The 18,895-nt window shown below is 64.3% G+C and carries 16 protein-coding genes and 1 pseudogene; 7 read left to right on the top strand and 10 right to left on the bottom strand.

Annotation, left to right across the window (positions count from 1 at the left end; genetic code table 11):
- Positions 1–199: 199 nt before the first annotated feature.
- From IVB13_RS24825 to IVB13_RS24845, 5 genes and pseudogenes are all read right to left on the bottom strand, one after another.
- Positions 200–1,299, bottom strand: a pseudogene (locus IVB13_RS24825) (LLM class flavin-dependent oxidoreductase).
- Between the two features lie 29 nt (positions 1,300–1,328).
- Positions 1,329–2,501, bottom strand: a complete 1,173-nt coding sequence (locus IVB13_RS24830; RefSeq protein ID WP_018457483.1) for an acyl-CoA dehydrogenase family protein — start codon at positions 2,499–2,501, stop codon at positions 1,329–1,331.
- Entirely contained in the window at positions 2,495–3,295 is an 801-nt protein-coding gene (locus tag IVB13_RS24835; protein WP_018457482.1) for an ABC transporter ATP-binding protein, read from the bottom strand. Before IVB13_RS24835 ends, IVB13_RS24830 begins: the two co-directional genes overlap by 7 nt.
- Complete coding sequence (locus IVB13_RS24840) at positions 3,289–4,311, bottom strand: ABC transporter permease subunit (protein WP_247294801.1); 1,023 nt, start codon at positions 4,309–4,311, stop codon at positions 3,289–3,291. The genes IVB13_RS24835 and IVB13_RS24840 overlap by 7 nt, the downstream gene beginning before the upstream one ends.
- Complete coding sequence (locus IVB13_RS24845; protein WP_085360713.1) at positions 4,289–5,392, bottom strand: ABC transporter substrate-binding protein; 1,104 nt, start codon at positions 5,390–5,392, stop codon at positions 4,289–4,291. The genes IVB13_RS24840 and IVB13_RS24845 overlap by 23 nt, the downstream gene beginning before the upstream one ends.
- Positions 5,393–5,867: 475 nt before the next feature.
- Between IVB13_RS24845 and IVB13_RS24850 the strand changes: the two genes are divergently transcribed.
- Positions 5,868–6,848: an ABC transporter substrate-binding protein gene (locus IVB13_RS24850; RefSeq protein WP_247490799.1), complete on the top strand. Its 981-nt coding sequence runs from the start codon at positions 5,868–5,870 to the stop codon at positions 6,846–6,848.
- Between the two features lie 381 nt (positions 6,849–7,229).
- Positions 7,230–8,324, top strand: coding sequence for a catalase family protein (locus IVB13_RS24855; protein WP_026233377.1), 1,095 nt, complete (start codon positions 7,230–7,232; stop codon positions 8,322–8,324).
- A 5-nt stretch (positions 8,325–8,329) separates the two neighbouring features.
- Here IVB13_RS24855 and IVB13_RS24860 read toward each other — a convergent pair whose 3' ends face one another.
- Complete coding sequence (locus tag IVB13_RS24860; protein ID WP_247294805.1) at positions 8,330–11,401, bottom strand: AAA family ATPase; 3,072 nt, start codon at positions 11,399–11,401, stop codon at positions 8,330–8,332.
- A 202-nt stretch (positions 11,402–11,603) separates the two neighbouring features.
- On the opposite strand from IVB13_RS24860, the gene IVB13_RS24865 reads away from it, so the two are divergent.
- The gene (locus IVB13_RS24865) at positions 11,604–11,783 is read left to right on the top strand and encodes a hypothetical protein (protein WP_018457475.1); all 180 of its coding nucleotides are present in this window, start codon (positions 11,604–11,606) and stop codon (positions 11,781–11,783) included.
- Positions 11,784–11,987: 204 nt separating this feature from the next.
- On the opposite strand, the gene IVB13_RS24870 is transcribed toward IVB13_RS24865, so the two are convergent.
- A complete protein-coding gene (locus IVB13_RS24870) occupies positions 11,988–12,419 on the bottom strand; it encodes a hypothetical protein (protein ID WP_247490801.1) in 432 nt (143 codons plus the stop codon).
- Between the two features lie 335 nt (positions 12,420–12,754).
- Here IVB13_RS24870 and glgC point away from each other — a divergent pair, with 335 nt between their 5' ends.
- Genes glgC through IVB13_RS24885 form a run of 3 tightly spaced genes read left to right on the top strand, consistent with a single transcriptional unit; the run spans position 12,755 to position 15,766 of the window.
- Positions 12,755–14,017: a glucose-1-phosphate adenylyltransferase gene (gene glgC, locus IVB13_RS24875; RefSeq protein WP_007613273.1), complete on the top strand. Its 1,263-nt coding sequence runs from the start codon at positions 12,755–12,757 to the stop codon at positions 14,015–14,017.
- Positions 14,014–15,468: a glycogen synthase GlgA gene (gene glgA, locus IVB13_RS24880; RefSeq protein WP_247490803.1), complete on the top strand. Its 1,455-nt coding sequence runs from the start codon at positions 14,014–14,016 to the stop codon at positions 15,466–15,468. Before glgC ends, glgA begins: the two co-directional genes overlap by 4 nt.
- A 37-nt stretch (positions 15,469–15,505) precedes the next feature.
- Positions 15,506–15,766: a SemiSWEET transporter gene (locus tag IVB13_RS24885; RefSeq protein WP_018457471.1), complete on the top strand. Its 261-nt coding sequence runs from the start codon at positions 15,506–15,508 to the stop codon at positions 15,764–15,766.
- 44 nt (positions 15,767–15,810) lie between these two features.
- Here IVB13_RS24885 and IVB13_RS24890 read toward each other — a convergent pair whose 3' ends face one another.
- On the bottom strand, positions 15,811–16,608 hold the full coding sequence (locus IVB13_RS24890) for a class III extradiol ring-cleavage dioxygenase (protein ID WP_247294809.1): 798 nt from the start codon (positions 16,606–16,608) through the stop codon (positions 15,811–15,813).
- A gap of 158 nt (positions 16,609–16,766) precedes the next feature.
- Between IVB13_RS24890 and IVB13_RS24895 the strand changes: the two genes are divergently transcribed.
- Positions 16,767–16,946 carry a hypothetical protein gene (locus IVB13_RS24895; RefSeq protein WP_007601069.1) on the top strand — a complete coding sequence of 60 codons (180 nt, stop codon included), beginning with the start codon at positions 16,767–16,769 and terminating at the stop codon, positions 16,944–16,946.
- Positions 16,947–16,961: 15 nt separating this feature from the next.
- Here IVB13_RS24895 and IVB13_RS24900 read toward each other — a convergent pair whose 3' ends face one another.
- Together IVB13_RS24900 and IVB13_RS24905 are read right to left on the bottom strand one after the other, a co-directional pair.
- Complete coding sequence (locus IVB13_RS24900; protein WP_018457469.1) at positions 16,962–18,422, bottom strand: carboxylesterase family protein; 1,461 nt, start codon at positions 18,420–18,422, stop codon at positions 16,962–16,964.
- Between the two features lie 81 nt (positions 18,423–18,503).
- Positions 18,504–18,749 carry a hypothetical protein gene (locus IVB13_RS24905; RefSeq protein ID WP_018457468.1) on the bottom strand — a complete coding sequence of 82 codons (246 nt, stop codon included), beginning with the start codon at positions 18,747–18,749 and terminating at the stop codon, positions 18,504–18,506.
- Positions 18,750–18,895 lie beyond the last annotated feature (146 nt).

An 18,895-nucleotide genomic window follows, 5' to 3' on the forward strand; every position in this document is an offset into this window, starting at 1 on the left:
CATCACGCAGTGGTACGCTGCTGAGCCGGGGCCTATCTCACCGGGAGCATCTGTGCGGCATGGGTCCCGGCTCTGCGCAGTAGCGATCTCGGCCGCCTCGAGCTTCTGCTTGATCAGACCCCAGTGAAGGTAGAGGTCGATTTCGCTCTGCTCGTCCGCGACCAGCCGAACATTATCGCGTCGGCCAGCATGAGACGGATCATTCCGCCGCCTCGCCGCGAACAGGCTGGCGCTTGGCGATCAGCTCGCGCGTCAGCGGGATCAGCTCACGGCCATACTCGATGGCATCGGGAAGCGGATCGAAGCCGCGGATCAGGAAATGGCTGACGCCGAGGTCGCAATAGTCGCCGAAGACCTCGGCGACCTGCTCGGGCGTGCCGACCAGCGCGGTGGTGTTGCTGTTGGCGCCGGTGAGCTTTGCGATCTCGGTCCACAGCCGCTTGTCGATGCGGCTGCCCTGGTCGGCGAGCGAGAGCAGACGCCGCGCGCCAGCGGTGGCATGGCCGTCGGCGGGCTTGCGATAGCCGGTCTTGTCCTGGAGCGCGGTGGCGCGCGCAAGAATCTCGTCCGCCTTTTCCCAGGCCTGCTTCTCGGTCGGAGCGATGATCGGCCGCACCGAGAGGCTGAAGCGCGGCGTCCGACGGCCCTGCCTGACGGCCGCATTGTGAACCCGCGAGGTGACGTCGCGCACCTGCGCATAGGATTCACCCCACAGCGCAAAGGTGTCGGCATGCTTGCCCGCGACGTCGATCGCAGCGTCAGAGCCACCACCGACGAAGGTGTAGATGCCGGCCTTCTGCAGCGGCTTCATCTGCGAAAAACCGTTCTCGACGTTGTAGTACTTTCCGCTGTAGTTGAACGGCTTCTCGCTGGTCCATTCCAGCTTCACCACGTCGAGAAACTCGCTGGTGCGGGCGTAACGCTCGTCCTTGTCGTCGAGCGTATTGCCGTCCTGCCTAAGCTCGGCTGCATTGCCGCCGGTGATGACGTGGAGCGAGACGCGGCCTCCATAGAGTTGGTCAAGCGTCGCAAGCTGCCGCGCGAGCAGCGTCGGCGCGGTAAAGCCCGGTCGCTGCGCGATCATCACTTTCAACGATTTGGTGATGGTCAGCACATGCTGTGCGACCTGGAGCGCATCGGCGTGGTTGAATGGAACGCCAGCAGCGCACGATCGAAACCCGCGAGCTCATGCGCCTTCGCCACCGTCTCGATATAGGCGGCATCGAGCACCGGGCCCTGGCGTACGATGGTCTCGGAAGCATTGCTGTTGGCGATAAAGCCGATGAACTCGACCGACATGATGTTCTCCCTGAATGTTTGGCGGCAGGCTAGAGGCCCAATGCGGCACGGCCGAGGCCGGTGCGCGTGGAATCGTCCTGCGGCGTGTGCACGCGACCGCACAGGACGTCGCGATAGTGCCGCTCCAGCGGATTGGCGCGGGACAGGCCGTGATTGCCGGTCAGCGACAAGGCATTCTCGACCGCGGCGACGGCGTTATTGGTGACGGCCAGCTTGATGACGTTGGACTCGGCCGCGGAAAGCGCGACACCGTCATCGAAATCACCGGCAAAGGATGCGATCAGCCGTGCATTGACGATGAGCCGCGCCTCGATCGCGCCAAGGATCTCCTGCGCCCGCGGCAAGGTCGCAAGCGGCGCGCCCAGGCTGGCAGGGACCCGCTGCTTCAGGAACCCGACCAGCCAGTCGCGTGCAGCCCGCGCAACGCCGTCATAGATCGCGGCGACAAAGATCGTGTGGACCGTCGCCTGCGCCACATCAGGTGCGCGCCAGTCCGCCGGCTCGCGCACATCGATCTCGGCATCGAGGGGTATCACGACGTCCTCGAAGATGACGTCGTGGCTGCCGCTGGCCCGCAGGCCGTGATGATCCCATGTCTCGACGATGCGCGTGCCTGGCAGGCCCGCCGGCACCAGGAACTGTCCAACGCGCGGCTCGGCTTCGTCCGTCCGCGCCCAGACCAGATACCATTTCAGGATCGGCGATCCCGTCGAATAGATCTTGTGCCCCGAGAGCCGCCAGCCGGTCTCGGTCCGACGTGCAATGGTCGCGGGCAGGCCGCCGCGCGCAGGCGAGCCCAGTTCGGGCTCGACGCGGAGCGCATTGACGAGCGCAAGGCCTTCGACGCTCTCGCGCGCGAGCTTGCGCGACAGCCGCGCCGGCCAGGTCGGGCTCCGTGCCATCACCAGATGGTTGATGTAGTGCATCGACAGCACCAGCGCTGTCGACGGATCGGCCTTGCCGATGATGCCGAGGACGCGGGCGGCGTATCGTGCGCCAGCTCCGGCCCCGCCATGGGCGGCAGGCACCGTCAGCGACAGCAGGCCTGCTTCGGAAAGCTCGCGAAAGTTCTCGAACGGGAAGCTGCCGGTGCGATCGTGCTCGGCCGCGCGGGCGGCGAAAGCCTCGGCCAGCGCCTCGGCACGTGCGATGTAGTCGGGCTCGTGATGCGCCGCGCGGCCCTTGGCGATCGAAGTCACCATGTGGCGTCCAATCCGAGCAGGCCAAGGATCTGGCGGCGCAAATCCACCAGATACGGATCGCCGCGATGGCGCGGATAGGACCGGTCGACACGGATGTCTGCCTTCACACGCGCCGGGCGGTCGCTGAACACGATGACGCGGTTGGCGAGCACCAGCGCCTCCTCGGCGTCATGCGTCACCAGCAGCGTGGTAAAACCCTTGCGCTGCCACAGTGAGACCAGCTCGGCCTGCATGGTGATGCGGGTCAGCGAGTCGAGCTTACCGAGCGGTTCGTCGAGGATGAGGATTTTGGGATCATTGACCAGTGCGCGGGCCAGCGCGACGCGCTGCGCCATGCCGCCCGAGAGCTGGTGCGGATAGGCATTGCGGAAGGACGATAGCCCGACGAGATCGAGCGCGGCATCGACGCGATGACGCTGGCTCTTCAAGATGCCCTGCGCCTCCAACCCGAGCGCGACGTTGTCCCAGACCGTGCGCCAAGGAAACAAGGTGGGATCCTGGAACACGACGACGCGCGACGGGTGCGGTCGCGTGATGCGCGCCTCGTCCTCGCGCAGCGTTCCGGACCGGGGCTTGTCGAGGCCTGCGACGAGGCGCAGCAGCGTGGACTTGCCGCAGCCGGAGGGGCCGAGCAGCGCAACGAACTCGCCCGGCTCGACGGAGATGCTGACGTCGCTGAGCACCGGCAGCTCGGCGCCGTCGATGTCGAAGGCGTGGCTGACCTGCTCGATGTCGAGCGCGGCACCGGCCGCCGGGTGAGCGTCGAAGTCAGCCAGTGCGGTTGCGGCTACCATTTCACTGTCCCCTTTTGCCAAACCAGCAGGCGATCGCGGATCGCAAACAGCAGCGTGATCGCGCCGGAGCAGAGCAACGACATCACGATCAGCGCCGCATACATGTTGGCATAGGCGGCCCAGCCCTGCGCCCATTGCAGGTACCAGCCGAGCCCTGCCTTGACGCCGATCATCTCGGCGACGACGAGCACGGCAAAGGACGAGCCGAGCCCCATGAACAGGCCCACGAAAACGTGCGGCAAGGCCGCGGGGATCGCGACCTTCAGCACCAGGAAGGAAGGCTTCGCCCCGAGCGTCCGCGCGACGTCGTAATATGCGTTGCTCACGCTCGCGACACCCGACCAAGTCAGCACGGTGACCGGGAAGCCGGTTGCCAGCGCGATCAGAAAGCTCGATGCGCTCCAGCTCGACGGAAAGGTGAAGAAGGCGATCGGCAGCCAGGCGGTCGCCGGCAACGGGCCGATGAAGCGCAGCACCGGATGCACCCAATAGCCGACCGCGCGCGACCAGCCGATCGAGACGCCGGTCAGGAAGCCGACCGTCGCGCCGATCAGATAGCCGCCGAGCTGGAGCTTGACCGAGGCGAACACGCTGTCGAGCAGTTTTGGCAGATCGTCGGTGTAGACCTCGATGATCGATTGCGGCGGCGGAAAGAACGGCAACGGTAGCCAGGCGAATTTTGCCGTCGCGACTTCCCACAGGGTCAGGACAACGCCGAGCACGACGAGCCACGGCGCGCGCTGGCGCAAGGCCCGGCCCGTCGAACCGAGGTAATCGGCGCCGACCGTCCCGAACAACGCGATCGCTGCGATGACAAACGCGGCAATGCCGAGCGAATGGGTCCGCGACCAGTCGCCGACGTCCTCCCACCACAGGCAGGACAGGCCGAAGGCAATCCACGCCACGCTGGCGAGAATGCCGGCACCGGAGTCCCGGACCCAGCTCGTCAGCCAGGGTGCGCGCGAGAGGCGCGGCGCGCCGGAGGCAAGGCCGTCAGACAGCGAATACGTCGACATAGATGCGCTCCGCGAATCTGGCCGTATCGGTGCTCTGCTTGAACACCTGCACGCTCTTGAGATCGTCGGCATAGGCCTTGAGCTCGCGCTTTAGCACTTCGCCGACGGGGTGATGGTGATGAGTGTGGTAGCGCACCATGCCCTCGATATCCGTGAGCGACGCCGTCTTCGGCGCGTAAGGCTGGAACGATTTCGCCGTCACAGACGGATTTTGCGCGGTGAACATCGCGGCATCAAGCAGCGCCTGCGTCAGGGCGCGCGCGACCAGCGGCTCCTCGCGCACCAGGCTGCCGCGCAGGCCGAGGATGCAGCAGCTCTTGTCGCGATACTCGCCATCGAGATTGGAGGCGACCTCCTTGTACTGGCTGTCCTTGAGCCAGAGATAACCCAGCGGGTCGGACGACAGGAATGCCTGCACCTCGCCCTTCTCGACGGCGACGTTGAGAAGGTTGCCGGGATAGGCGCGCCAGTCGACATCCTTGTTCGGATCGATACCGAGCTTGGCGAGCTGAATGGAGAAGAAATTCTTGTCTGGGCCGCCGAGATCACCGACCGCGACGATCTTGCCCTTGAGATCGGCAAGCTTGCTCACGCTGGAATCGGCGCGGGTCAGGACCCGCATGCAGCCACCGTGGGTGCCGGCGGCAATCTTGACGTCAAAGCCCTGCTCCAGCGGCTTTAGCCAGCGCAGCGCCATGCCGAGACCGGCATCGCTCTTGCCGGTTGCGATGGCCTCGAGCAGCTGGTCGGTCGAACCGGAATAATTGATGAGCTCGATGTCGAGATTATGCTTCTGGAACAAGCCGTGCTCGATGGCGACCGGCACCGGGGCGAGACAGACCGCGCCCGCGTTCCAGGATAGCTTGAGCTTGCGCGGCGCGCCGGTGAGCGCGGGCACATCCGACGCAGTCCGGCACAGCGGAAACTCCGAGAGATCGACGCCGGGCGCGATTGTCCGCGGCGCAAAGGCCTGTGCCGCACCGAAGGCACCGAGCGGCGCAGCGAATGCCGCAGCTAATCCCGCCTGGAGCAAATGGCGCCGGTCGAGCCTCGATCCGTCGCGCTTGTCGTCGTCGTTCATCCGTCTCCACTCCTGCGCTGGCACGGCTCCGCCATCGGCACAACAGCTTGCGTTGCGCCTGTTCCGTGCGGACCTGCGTCGAGAGAAAATCTTTTCGCCGGCGCCTGCTCGGTGCCTTGATGCGATGCGCAAATCATGCGGCGCGTTCGCCGTATCGTCAATGAAATGGAATTTCGAATGTGGCACGAAGCGAAGTCATTCTCTCCACCGGTGCGTGCGAGGACGACGAAAGGATTTCCGCCGATGGATCGATTGACGGAGCACGGGGCTACTCCCTCTCCTGCTTCATTTTTGCGCAGCATCAGTGGCGCATACCGCACGTTCTCGAAATCGGCGCCTCGCTGAAACGTCCTTGCCGATCGCGCGCGCAATACGGTTAGCCATTTCATTGACCGCGCATCATGCGGCCATAGACTTGATCGTCTCGATGCATCGTTCGCTCACGCGTCGTGGGCAAAGCAACAAGACAGGCCACATGAGCATCAACTCCCTCGATCATTCCATCGCGCGCCGGCTCGCTGCATCGCTGCTTGCCGCCGCCATCACCCTGTCGACGGCCGCGGCGTCGTTCGCAGCCGATGCCGTCGTGCTGCGGGTCGGCGACCAGAAGGGCGGCAATCGTTCGCTGCTCGAGATCTCGGGCTACGCGAAGGATCTGCCTTACAAGATCGAGTGGTCGGAATTCCCCGCGGCAGCTCCAATCCTGGAGGCGCTCAACGCCGGCGCGCTCGACGTCGGCTATACCGGCGACCTTTCGTTCCTTTCCGTCTACGCGGCCGGCGCGCCGATCAAGGCGATCGGCGGCACAAGGTCGGATGCCAAGACACAAGCCATCCTCGTGCGCCAGGATTCCCCGATCAAATCGGCCGCCGACCTCAAGGGAAAACGCCTCGCCGGCACGCGCAGCGGCTGGGGCCAGTTTCTGATCGACGCCACGCGGGAGAAGGCGCAGATCAGGCTGGAGGACGCGACCTTCGCGCCGCTCGGCCCGGTCGACGCCAAGATCGCGCTGGTTGCGGGCTCGATCGACGCCTGGGCGGTGTGGGAGCCCTACGTCTCGTTCGCGACGCTCAAGGACAAGGCCCGCGTCATCGCCAATGGCGAGGGCCTGACGCCGACCATCACCTTCATCGTCGCTTCCGACAACGCCATCGCCACCAAGCGCGCAGCGGTGCAGGACCTCGTGCAGCGGCTGAACAAGGCGCGGCTGTGGTCGCTGGATCATCTCGGCGAGTACGCCAAGAGCACGGCCGAGTTGACCAAGCTGCCGGAGGATGTGCTGCTCTCGGCCTACACCGCGCAGCGCACCAGCCCGATTCCGATCGACGAGAACGTCGTGAAGGAGGTGCAGGAAGCCTCCGACCGCTCGACGCGCTACGGCATCCTGCCGAAGAAGCTCGACGTCAGCAAAGCCGTCGACCGCAGCTTCACCGCTGCGGCCGCGGGATCGAACTAGGCGGAGGCGGCGGGATGCGCGGGCTCCGTCTCAACGCTGGCCCGCTGCATCTCGCCGCGATCTTACTCGCGCATTTGGCCTGCATGAGCCTGATCGTGTGGCTGTCGCTTTAGACGCCAGCCAGGACCCCCGCTCGCCGGCCCGGCCTTAAGGAAAAAATCAGGACAACATAAGGAACCCATAAGGACTTACGAGACGCCGCTGGCCTAGCATCGACCGTGTGATCGCGTCGGTAACAGGATGCCTCATCCCGCGGCTTGTCCAGGCAATCACAACTCGCTCTCGGGTTGCCGATCCCGACTGGACGGGCTTACAGTGATCCGCCCTGCGGCCGTCGACGCTTGCAATGGGAAGGCGACCTTCGGGCTGGAGATCAGCGCCATGTCAGCCGATCAGTATCTTCGTTACGATCCGTCCGTCGAACACATCCTGCCGGAGGAAGCGGCGGCGGTCGAGGAGATCGTTGCTTCGATTTCGCGAACGAGTGATCGCACTTTTCGCAAAAACAAGCATGGGACCCGGCAGCAGCACGCCAAGGGCGCCGGCTATCTCCGGGGCGAGCTGATCGTCTACGACAATTTGCCGGATCATCTGCGCCAAGGCCTGTTCAAGCAGGCTGGCCACTTCCCGATCATCGTCCGCCTCTCCACCGCATTCAACAGGAGCGATCGTGTACGTTCGCCGCGAGGGTTTGCCATCAAGGTTTTGGGTGTGACGGGGGCTAAGGCGCTCGGCGACGACGATTCGACGAACCAGGATCTCCTGCTCGTCAATCACCCCAGCTATTTCGCGGATGCGATGGCCTATATGCGCGCACAGCACAAGGTCGAGCACACCCTGTTCCTGCCTGATCTGGCGTACGGACCCATAGGCTTTTTGGCGCGCGCCCTGGTCGCCGCATCGGACAGAACAGGCATTCCGATCCCGATCGTCTTGAAAGCGCTCGGTGATGCCGGCAGCAACATCCTCGGAGAGACCTTTCACACCGAGGGTGCATTGCGGTTTGGCGATTATATCGCAAGGCTTCGCCTGATGCCGATGTCGGCGTCGGTTCGCCAACTCACCGGCCGACCCTGCCACGATGCCGATGATGCCGTGCTGAACAGCGTCGTTGCCTTCTTCAAGGATAATGCGGCCGAGTACGAATTATTCGCCCAGCTCTGCACCGACCTCGAGCGAACACCGATCGAAGATGCCTCGATCGACTGGCCTGAAGACGTCGCGCCGCCGCAAGCACTCGGCAAGATCACGCTTCCGCGCCAGACCGCCGACAGCCCCGCGCGTCGCGTCTATTCCGACGAGGTGCTTTCGTTCGATCCATGGCGATGTCTCGCCGCGCATCAGCCGCTCGGCTCGATCATGCGATTGCGCAGGGATGCCTACCGTGCCTCCCGCACGCTGCGGCAGCAGCAAAATCAATTCAAGGTCAAGCAACGGCCCGGCGAACCGCGAGAGATCGCGGACCTGCCGGATTGAGCCGATCAGCGTCCCGCAATATCGGGCCCGGTGTCCCGGCCTGCGTCGAAAAAGGATGCCGAGCGCAGCGGATCATTGGGATCAAGCGTCTCTGCCAGCGATGCGATCACCTGGCAGGAGCGGTCCCGCCACTTGGCAGCCCTTTGCGCTTGTCCGAGGCTCTCATAGAGCCCCGCGGTCGTGCGGTAAACCCGCCAGGTGGCATGCGGCAACCTGGCATGGCGGAGGATCGACATGGCCGCCGACAGATGCCCGCCGGCGAGTTGCGCATCGTGCTTCAGCATCGCAATTCTCGCCATGGCCTCGTAGCACAGCGCGAGAAACGGCCGGTCAGGTGCCGCGCTCGTCACCTCGTGAAACTGGCTGGCCGAGCCCTGGGCACGGTCCAGATCGCCGATCGCGATCCAATAGTCGCAGCAAGTCAGCAGATAATGGGGGATGACCAGCGACTCCATCGGCACCCGGTCGACCTCCATTCGCCGCTCCATCGCATCGAGATGCTGCCGCGCCCGAGCCAGGTCGCCCATCCTGACATAAGCTCGCGCCAGCAGATTCCTGCCAACGAAGAAGGTGAACGGATTGGCCTCGATCATCGGGCCGAGCGCATCCTCCGCACGCCGTGACGCGCTGCCATATTCCTCCGCCTCGGAGTACAGCCATCCGATCGCGAGATGACACAGCGCGACGGCCTGCGGATTTGCATTCCGCTCCGAGATAGCCAACGCGGAGACGAGGTTTCGTTGCGCCTGGCCCCATTCGCCGAGATAAATCTGGGCAAACGCCTCGACCGATTCATAAAGCACGAACAGATAGACGTCACCGACCAGGCGGGCGAGCTCCTTTCCCCTGGTCGTCGCATCGCAGCAGGCCGGATAATTCGCGCGCAGAAACTCCAGCACCATTTCCATCGAGCAGCGTCGCAGCCGCATGCTCAGATCCTGCTCTCCGGTGATCAGTGCTGACGCACGCTCGGCAAGGTCCGCATTCTCACGATCCCAGCCGCGGAGCATCAGCTTCAGATTGGCAACGTTGCCCTGGACCAGAGCGCTGAATGCGGCGTCGTCGATCGCCCTGCTTTTGATAAGGGCCTGTTCCGCAACAGGCAGGCTCTGGCGCCGATCGACGTAAAGACAGAATCTGCTGAGATCGACCAGCGCGTTCACCTCTTCGCGCACGTGCCCGTTCTCCGCCGCGTGCGCCACGATAGCGCTGAGATCCTGCAGGGAATTCAGGAAATCTCCACTGGCCCGCCAGGCCCAGGCGCGCTGAAGCAGCAACTTCAGACGTGTCGTCACCCGAAATTCCGGCGGCAGATGCGGCACCAGCTCCAAGGCGCGGGACAGGTAATTGGCGGCCTCGCGCGTGCTGAACCTTCGCGCCGAGCCCTCGGCCGCCGCGCCCAGATAATGCATCGCTTTCGGGAAATCACGGCCCAGTTCGAAATGGCGCGCGACAACGGCGGCGATCTCCGCAGCCTGCGGCCCATAGCCCTGCTCGAGCCCCGCCCCAAGCAGCGCATGGGTTTTCGCGCAGCGCGCTGGTGCGAGCCGCTGGTAGAGGATCTCCTGGTAAAGCGCGTGCTGGAACGCATAGCGACCGGAGACGCTTCCGTTCGGCCACTCGGTCATGCCGGCCCCGACGATAATGCGATCGGTCCGTGCCAGGTCCTCGCACATCTGCTCGACATCCAGCACGGGACGGTCCAGCGCACCGGCGATATGGAGCGCGGAAAACTCCGCTCCCGCCGCACTGGCGACCTCGAGCAGGCAGCGCTCGTCTTCGGTGAGGTGATCGATCTGCTGCTTGATCATTCCTTCCAGATCGCGCGGCATGCTGTCATGCGAGGCCGCGTCTTCGCTGACCAGCCGCCAGCCCAATTCGTGCTCGACCAGTGCACCCTGCGCCACGAGATGATCGAGCAGAGACGACACGAACAGAGGATGCCCGCCGGTTCGCGCGAAGATGCGCTCGACCAGCTCTCTGGCAAAATCGGCCGAGTTGAAGCGCAGGGACAGATAGCGTTCGACGTCGGTGCCGGTCAGTCGATCGAGCGCGAGCTCGGTGGCGTGTCCGTGAATCCGCAAGTCCTGATGAACGGCACGGATAGGATGTCCGCCGACGGCGACTTCCATCGGCCGGTAGGTGGCGAGCACGAGGATAGAAGCCCTCCGATCCCGCCGCGCCAGCCGGGAGAGCACATCCACGGTGGCAAAGTCGCTCCAATGCAGATCTTCCAGGATGATCACCCATGGTCGCGTGACAGCGAGATGTTCCATGAGATCGGAAAATTCGCGCAGCATGCGCTCCCGCGTTGCGCCAAAGACCTCATGCTGGAATGTGGCCCGCTCTGCTTCGCCGAGGAAACCGGGCATCTGCGCGAGCCAGGTCGGCGCGTGCTCGCGGATGGACGTCAGCAGCGATGCTCCATCGGTGCGACGGCAGCACTCGTTCAGCGCTCCGATCAGCGGAAGAAAGGCCTCATGGGTGCCGAACAACTCGTTGCAGCTACAATGCAGCACGCCCAGTCCCTGCTGGTTCATCCTGTCGAGCGTCATTTGCAAGAGGGTGGTCTTGCCGATCCCGGCCTCGCCGGTGATGAAGACGACCTGACGCTGTCCGGTGCGAGCGAGTTGCAATGCCTTCTCCAGCGTGTCGAGTGCCCCGGTGCGCCCGACTCTCCAGTGCCGGCGTCGATCGACGACCTGCTCCGTGACGGAAGCGGTCTCTTCTTCGGGCGCCCGCTCGATCGCAGGCAAGTCGGCGGTCGCGACCGGCGCAATGAAACGATAGCCGCGCCGCGTGACCGTCTCGATGTAATTGGGGGACTGCCTGTCGTCGCCGAGCACCGAGCGTAGCGCGTTCACGGCAACGGCGAGGCTCGACTCGCTGACGTGCAGATCGGACCAGACCGCGTCGAGCAACTCTTCCTTGGTGACGAGCTCACCGGGCCGACCGACGAGATAGCAAAGAACCTCGAACGGCTTCGGCGCCAGCGCGATCCGCTCCCCGCCTCGCCACAACAGCGCGTTGGCACGGTCGAGGCGGAATTCACCAAAGGCAAGCGCGTCTCTACGCACGGCTCAGACCCCCGGATGCTCGCCCATCTTAAGGGAAAGCTCAGCCAAATGTAAGGACGCGATAAAGACCTGCGCCCTGCGCCGGCACTAGCATTGGCCTGTCCATTTCAGAGACGCCGGCAAGGCGTCGGACGGCCTTTTCATCACGCTGTCATTTCAGTCGGCAGGCAGTCGATGCCTGAATTTTGGCAAGGAGTTGGCCATGAGCATTCTAAAACATCTGGCGATCTCGCCTCTCGCTTTTGCCATTCGCCATTACGACATCAGGGTCATATTGGGCCTCACCGTCCTCAGTCGCATCTTCCTCGTCGCCATCTACCTTGCGTGCGGCGGCCCGGGCCTGTCCGAGTTCGATCTCGCCAACGCCATCGCGCTGCCATGAGCTCGGGACCGCTCGAATGGTGCATCGAGATCGCGATCATCGTCGCGATCTGCATCGGGATTGTCGTGGGCGGGCATGGCCGGCTCGTCGTGCCGCATCACCGGGTTCAGCGCGCGCAAGCCGATCGGGCCGCTTGCATTCAGCGGCCCTCAAACCTCTTCAGCGTCGTCGCCCTGCGGCGAGCGGGTCCGCCCGTTTGATCGATCACCAATACGCGCGGTGATAGTGCCGGTAATACGGCCGGTAGTAGCCGTAACGAGGGCCGAAATACGGGCGGTAAGGCCGATAGTAGCGCGGATAAGCATAGGCCGGACCATAGCCGTAATAGGCCGGCGCATAACCATAGCCGTAGCCCGGGTATCCGTAGCCGCCATAATAGGGCCCGCCGCCATAGTAGCCATAGCCATAGGGCGCGCTGCTGGCGATGGCACCTGCGATGATCGCGCCAGCGGCAAGGCCGCCGAGACCCCATCCAAAACCTCGGCCGCGCCAGTGCACCTGCCTGACATCGTCGCCGACGGCGGCCTTCATGGTTGCGACATTGGTGGGCAGCGGAGCCGCCGCCGCCTGCTGAATCCCCCCCGCCATGACCGCGGCGGCGAGCGAACCGGCGACTGCCGTTTTCCAGACCCTCATCGTCTTACTCCTTTCTGACGTTTGGCTTGGACATGGATCGCAGCGCCATCATCGGGCATCCTGGCGCGAGGTCAAAGCCTCGAGTTTTGCGTGCACCGCACAAGACGCATGCCTCCATTCTGATCAACCGGTACCTGACGGGCTCGACAACCTTGCCGCGAGTGACACCGGCAGGACGGTGCCTGGGGCCCGATCACGGCGGCAAAGCATTAAGCTTCCGGCGCATTCGCAACCAACAACCACCTTCCCGATTTACTATTCGTGCCGTTACTATCGGTTCCAAATGAGCGCGGCCGGGAGGCTTCTCGCGAGCGCAAGAGTTGTGGGAGGATGACATGAGTGCCGCGAGACCCGAGCCGCTTGCCCGTCAGGCGCTGGCGTTTGTCCTGGCCGGCGGACGCGGCAGCCGGCTGCTGGAGCTGACCGACCGTCGCGCCAAGCCTGCGGTCTATTTCGGCGGAAAATCCCGCATCATCGATTTCGCGCTGTCGAACGCGGTGAACTCGGGCATCCGCCGCATCGCCGTCGCCACCCAGTACAAGGCGCACAGCCTGATCCGGCACCTTCAGATGGGCTGGAACTTCTTCCGCCCCGAGCGCAACGAGAGCTTCGACATCCTCCCGGCGAGCCAGCGCGTCTCCGAAAACATGTGGTATGTCGGCACGGCCGATGCAGTCTACCAGAACATCGACATCATCGAATCCCACGCCTGCCGCTTCATCGTCGTTCTCGCCGGCGACCATATCTATAAAATGGATTACGAGGTGATGCTGCGCCAGCACGTCGACAGCGGCGCCGACGTCACCGTCGGCTGCCTGGAGATGCCGCGCCAGGAATCTTCCGGCTTCGGCATCATGCATATCGACGAGAACGGCTGGATCAAAGAGTTCCTGGAAAAGCCGAAAGATCCGCCGCCGATGCCGGGCAAGCCGGACGTTTCGCTCGCCAGCATGGGCATCTACGTGTTCGACGCAAAATTCCTGTTCGAAGAGCTCAAGCGCGACGCCGAGGATCCGAATTCCAACCACGATTTCGGCAAGGACATCATCCCCTACCTCGTCAAGAACGGCCGCGCCATGGCGCACCAGTATTCGACCTCCTGCGTTCGCTCGGGCAGCGACCCCCGCGCCTATTGGCGCGACGTCGGCACGGTCGACGCCTATTGGGCCGCCAATATCGACCTCACCGACGTAGTGCCCGAGCTCGATTTGTTCGACAGCGCCTGGCCGATCTGGTCCTATTCCGAGATCACACCACCGGCAAAATTCGTCCACGACGAGGAGAGCCGGCGCGGCCAGGCCGTGAGCTCGCTGGTCTCGGGCGGCTGCATCATTTCCGGCGCCTCGCTGCGGCGCTCACTGCTGTTCACCGGCGTGCGCGTCAACTCCTACGCCAATGTCGAGAACGCCGTGATCATGCCCTATGTCAATGTCGGCCGCGGCGCGCGCCTGAAGAACGTCGTGATCGATCGCGGCGTCGAGATCCCGGAAGGGCTCGTCGTCGGCGAAGATCCCGAGCTGGACGCAAGACGCTTCCGCACCACCGAGCAGGGCATTTCGCTCATCACCCAGCCGATGCTCGACAGGCTCAATACATGACGCCTGTTCGCGTCCTCGCGGTCGCCTCTGAAGTCTATCCCATCGTCAAGACTGGCGGTCTCGCCGATGTCGCGGGCGCGCTGCCGATTGCGCTCAAGGCGCATGGCGTCGAGATGCGCACCTTGATGCCAGGCTATCCTGACGTGATGCGGGTGCTGGGGGGAGCCGACGAAATCCGGCGCTGGCCGGATTATTTCGGCGGACCCGGACGTCTGCTCGCCGGCTCGCATGACGGCCTCGATCTGTTCGTGCTCGACGTGCCGCATCTCTACGCACGGCCTGGCAACCCCTACGTGACGCCCGAAGGCGTCGACTGGCCGGACAATGGCGTGCGGTTCGCCGCGCTCTCGCGCATCGCGGCCGATATCGGCCACGGCCTCGTTCCCGCCTTCGTGCCCGACGTGGTGCATGCCCATGACTGGCAGGCCGGGCTCGCGCCGGCCTATCTGCACTATGACAATCGGCCGCGGCCGGCCACCGTGATGACCATCCACACCATGGCCTATCAGGGCAAGTTCGTGCCCGAGCTGATTGGTTCGATTGGCCTGCCGTGGCGCGCCTACGGCGTCAACGACCTCGAATATTTCGGCGGCATCAGTTTCTTGAAGGCCGGCCTGCAATTCGCCGATCGCATCACCACGGTCTCGCCGACCTATGCGCAGGAGATCCAGACCGACGAGGGCGGCATGGGGTTCGGCGGCCTGCTTCGCGCCCGCGCGAACGCGCTGAGCGGAATCCTCAACGGCATCGATGTATCCGTTTGGAATCCGCAAGAAGATCCGCACATCGCCTACCGCTTCGGCGCGGAGGACCTCACGTTCCGGGCCGCGAACAAGGCGGTGCTTCAGCAACAGTTCAATCTGGATTCCTCGGACGAAGCGCCATTGCTCGGCGTCATCAGCCGCCTGTCGTGGCAGAAGGGGCTCGATCTCCTGCTCGAAGCCATTCCGACCATTTTGCGCGAAGGCATGCAGCTCGCTTTGCTCGGCAGCGGCGATCGCGATCTCCAGGATCGCTATCAGGCCGTAGCGCGCGCGAACCCTGGCCGGATCGGGGTCGTGATCGGCTACGACGAGATCATGGCGCATCTGATCCAGGCCGGCTCGGACGCGCTCATCGTGCCCTCGCGGTTCGAGCCATGCGGCCTGACCCAGCTCTGCGCGTTGCGCTACGGCGCCGTGCCCATCGTCTCGCGGGTCGGCGGCCTCGAGGATACCATCGTCGATATCGGCGAGGCCGATAAATCAGGCCGCGATGCCACCGGCTTCAAGTTCGCACCCGTCACCGCGGATGCCCTCGCCGGCACGCTGCGCAAGGCCAACATCGCCTTCCACGACAAGCTGACCTGGCGCCGGCTGCAACTGAGCGGCCTTGCGACCGACGTGTCCTGGCGCAACCGCGCCGGTGACTATGCCGCGCTCTATCGCGGCCTCATGACCGCGCGCGCCTGAGGCGCGACCATCCTCGAATCAATGCTATAGAGCCGCCATGGACCCGTTCTTGATCAAGCTGATCGGCTTTGCCGCCGCGACCTGCACCACCGTGGCCTACGCGCCGCAAGCCATCAAAGTGTGGAAGACCCGCTCCACCGGCGATATTTCGCTCGGCATGTTCCTGGTCATGGTGCTTGGGCTGGCGCTCTGGCTCGTCTATGGCCTGCTGTCGGGCGATGCGCCCCTCGTCGCCGCGAACGCCATCACCATGGTGCTCGCCGGCGGCATCCTGTTCATGAAGCTGAAATACGGGTGAGCCACTCTTCTTCACCTCTCCTCGCTTGCGGGAAGAGGAGAAGATCACCCGCCAAACACATACGACGCCATCGCGACATTCGCGACCTCGTCGACGAAGACGCGCTTGCCCGTGTCGCTGACGGCGGCGCCGGCGGCCACCATCAGCGGCAGCAGATGATCTTCGCGCGGATGGGCCAGGCGCGCACTCGGCGCGTTCTCCCAGTCAACCAGCATCGCGTTGCGCCGCGCCGCGTCCTTGTGGCTGATCGCCTCGTTCAGGTAAGCCTCGAAATCATACGAGACCGGCTTCGATTCGGCACGGCCGAACCCGCGCATGTTGTGATAGGTGAGTCCGCTGCCGACGATCAGAATGCCTTCGTCGCGTAGGGAGGCAATCGCCTGCCCCATCCTGATGTGCTCGGCCGGATCGTAACTCGATCTCAGCGACAGCAGCACGATCGGCATGTCGGCGTTCGGATACATCAGCCCGAGCGGCACGAAGGTGCCGTGATCGAACCCCTGGTTGGGATCCTCCCGGCAATCAACACCCGCGCGCGTGAGCAGCGCCTTTACCTCCGCGGCGAGCTCGGGCCGCCCCGGCGCCGGGTATTTGAGGTGATAGGTGTGCTCGGGGAAACCGTGATAATCGTACACCATCGGCGGATGCGCGGAAGTCGACACGGTGAAGGCGTCAGCCTCCCAATGTCCTGATATGACGAGCACGGCCTTGGGCCTCTCCGGCAAGAGCTGTGGCAGCCGGCCGAACGCCTCGGCGGTTTTCGCGTATTGCACCCGCCTGTCTTCCATGAACGGCCACGGACCGCCGCCATGCGACAGGAAGAAGGTGGGAAATCGCACCATGGGCGAAGGCTCGTTTCGTTGGCAACATGCGCGTGCGAGTTGCCCGCGCGATCGGCCGCGAGCATAGGCAAACCCGTATGGTTAGCAAGACGTTAACGATTTGCTGCCCAGAATCCCGGGCGTAGCCGAAGGAGTCGGCCAGCAGCCAGGGACGTGAAATGAAGAAGTTTGCGTTGGGGGATGTCGTCAACAGTGACAAGGGCCGCCGCGGCGTCGTTCGCGCCGCCTACAAGTCGAAGGAAGGCCAGCAGTTCTACGCCGTCGAGAAAGACGGCGCGATGGATTATCTGGAGGAAGACCGGCTAAGCCCGGCGCCGCGCGTCGAGCTCGCGGCTTAAGTCCAACTCATCCCTCTAATGCGCGAACCGGTCCAGACGCTCCGACCAGGGGTCGTCTCCGCTCGCGATGCCATCGTTCGCGATCAGCAGCAGGCGATCGCTGCCTGCGGCCGAATCCCAATGCGGCAGGTCCGCACCGTTGGGATCGCCGCTCCTGGCGAAATTGATCCAGTAGGCGCGCATGCGATTTGCGACCTCGCGATCGGCTCCTGACAAGATGCCTGCACCGGGCATGCCTTCGACGCCGAAGATGAACTGCAATTCCCGCCCGTGACCGCCCTCGGGGTTTGCGCGCCGTGCCTCCGGCACATAGGTGAAGCGATAGCGAAAGGTCGGCGCACCGCTGGCGGCATGCAGGCGCGCCAGCAGTCTCACTGGCTCGGAGAAGACCCTGTCGGTGTAGAACCTTGCCGCGCGGTCCGAAGGTCTGGCGAGATCGGGATAGAGCCTGCGCAGCTCATCGCTGGTGGTGCCTGACGATGCCAGCTCTTCCCGGATATCCAGCTCGCCGTCGAAACCGGTCTCGTCGTCGTTCGAGCCGATGATCAAGGGGATGCGGCTCTCATGTCCAGCTGCGAAGCCCGCGGCGACCTCCTCGCTCACCAGACTCCCATCGATCGTCGGCGCGAAGCTGCGCGGCGATTTTTCCAGGAAATGTTTTTCGACGGCAAGCAGGCGTTGCGGTTCGGCTGTACGTAAATCGGCCTGTCGCCCCAGCACCGCCACGAATTGCCGCCCCACAATTTCGGCCTCTTGTGCCGAACGCAGGCGCGCACGGCCGGGGATCGATTGCAGAATGGCTTTCTGGAAGAGATCGCGCGATTGCTCCGACAGCATCAGCAGCGCGATCGACGTTGCGCCTGCGCCACTGCCGAACAAGGTGACGTTGGTGGGATCACCGCCGAAGGCCGCGATGTTGTCGTGCACCCAATGCAGCGCCGCGATCTGGTCCATCAGGCCGAAATTGCCGGAGCCGCCTTCCGACAGCGCGGGATCGCTGAGCCAGCCGAACGCGCCGAGGCGAAAATTCACGGTCACCACGATGAGGCCGGCTTGCGCGAGCCTGGCACCGTCGAACAGCGGATCATTCGCGGTGCCGCTGACGAAAGCGCCGTCGTGGATGAACATCATCACCGGTAGCGGGCCGTCGACCCCGAACGGACGAAACACGTTCAGCGTGAGGCAATCCTCGCTCGATCCCGGCAGCGAGGGCTGAAGACACGGCGCGCCATAGGCATAGGCGGTGCGCATCTCCGAACTCTCGGGTGCAGCCTGCGGCGGACGCCAGCGCAGCGGTCCGAGCGGCGCGGCCACATAGGCCAGCCCCTTGAACGAGGCCACCTCGCCTTCGACGGCGCCAAGCATCTGTCCTTCGCGCGTCAGCGCAAATGGAAACTGGCCGACCGGCTGGGCCACGACCGAGCCGGCGCAACAGAGGACGAGTGACGTCGCAAAAAGCGCGAACACGGACCGCATCTTCGGAGCATCTCGACGCGCGGAAGGATTTTGGGCAGGTTATGTCCGTGGCCCGCCGCGAAGCAAGCGCCGCGGCTGCGCCTAGCTCCGCTTGGCGGCAAGCTCCGCCAGTGCGTGCCGTGCGATGATGCCGAGCTCGCCGAGCGTGGAGTGACCGGACCGCGCCGCCTCGATCAGCCGCTCGGCGATGAACCTGCGGCTGTCGTGATCGCCGCCGTGAGGCAGTTGGCGGCACGTCTCCTCCAGGACGACGTCCATGTTCGCTTTGGTCCGCTCACTCAACTCTGTCATGACGCCCGTTTGCACGCGTGGCAAAAACAAGAGCATACACAGGTGGATCGACCCTGATTAGCCCGGGAAATCACGGCCCTTGTGCATCGCGATGCGTGTGCCGCCGCAACATTCACGCGGCCATGATGACGCCGCAAATGGCTACCGAAGATTGCACATGCCGTGATGACAAGCCGAACCTG

The organism is Bradyrhizobium sp. 17 (assembly GCF_023073515.1).
GTDB lineage: Bacteria > Pseudomonadota > Alphaproteobacteria > Rhizobiales > Xanthobacteraceae > Bradyrhizobium > Bradyrhizobium canariense_D.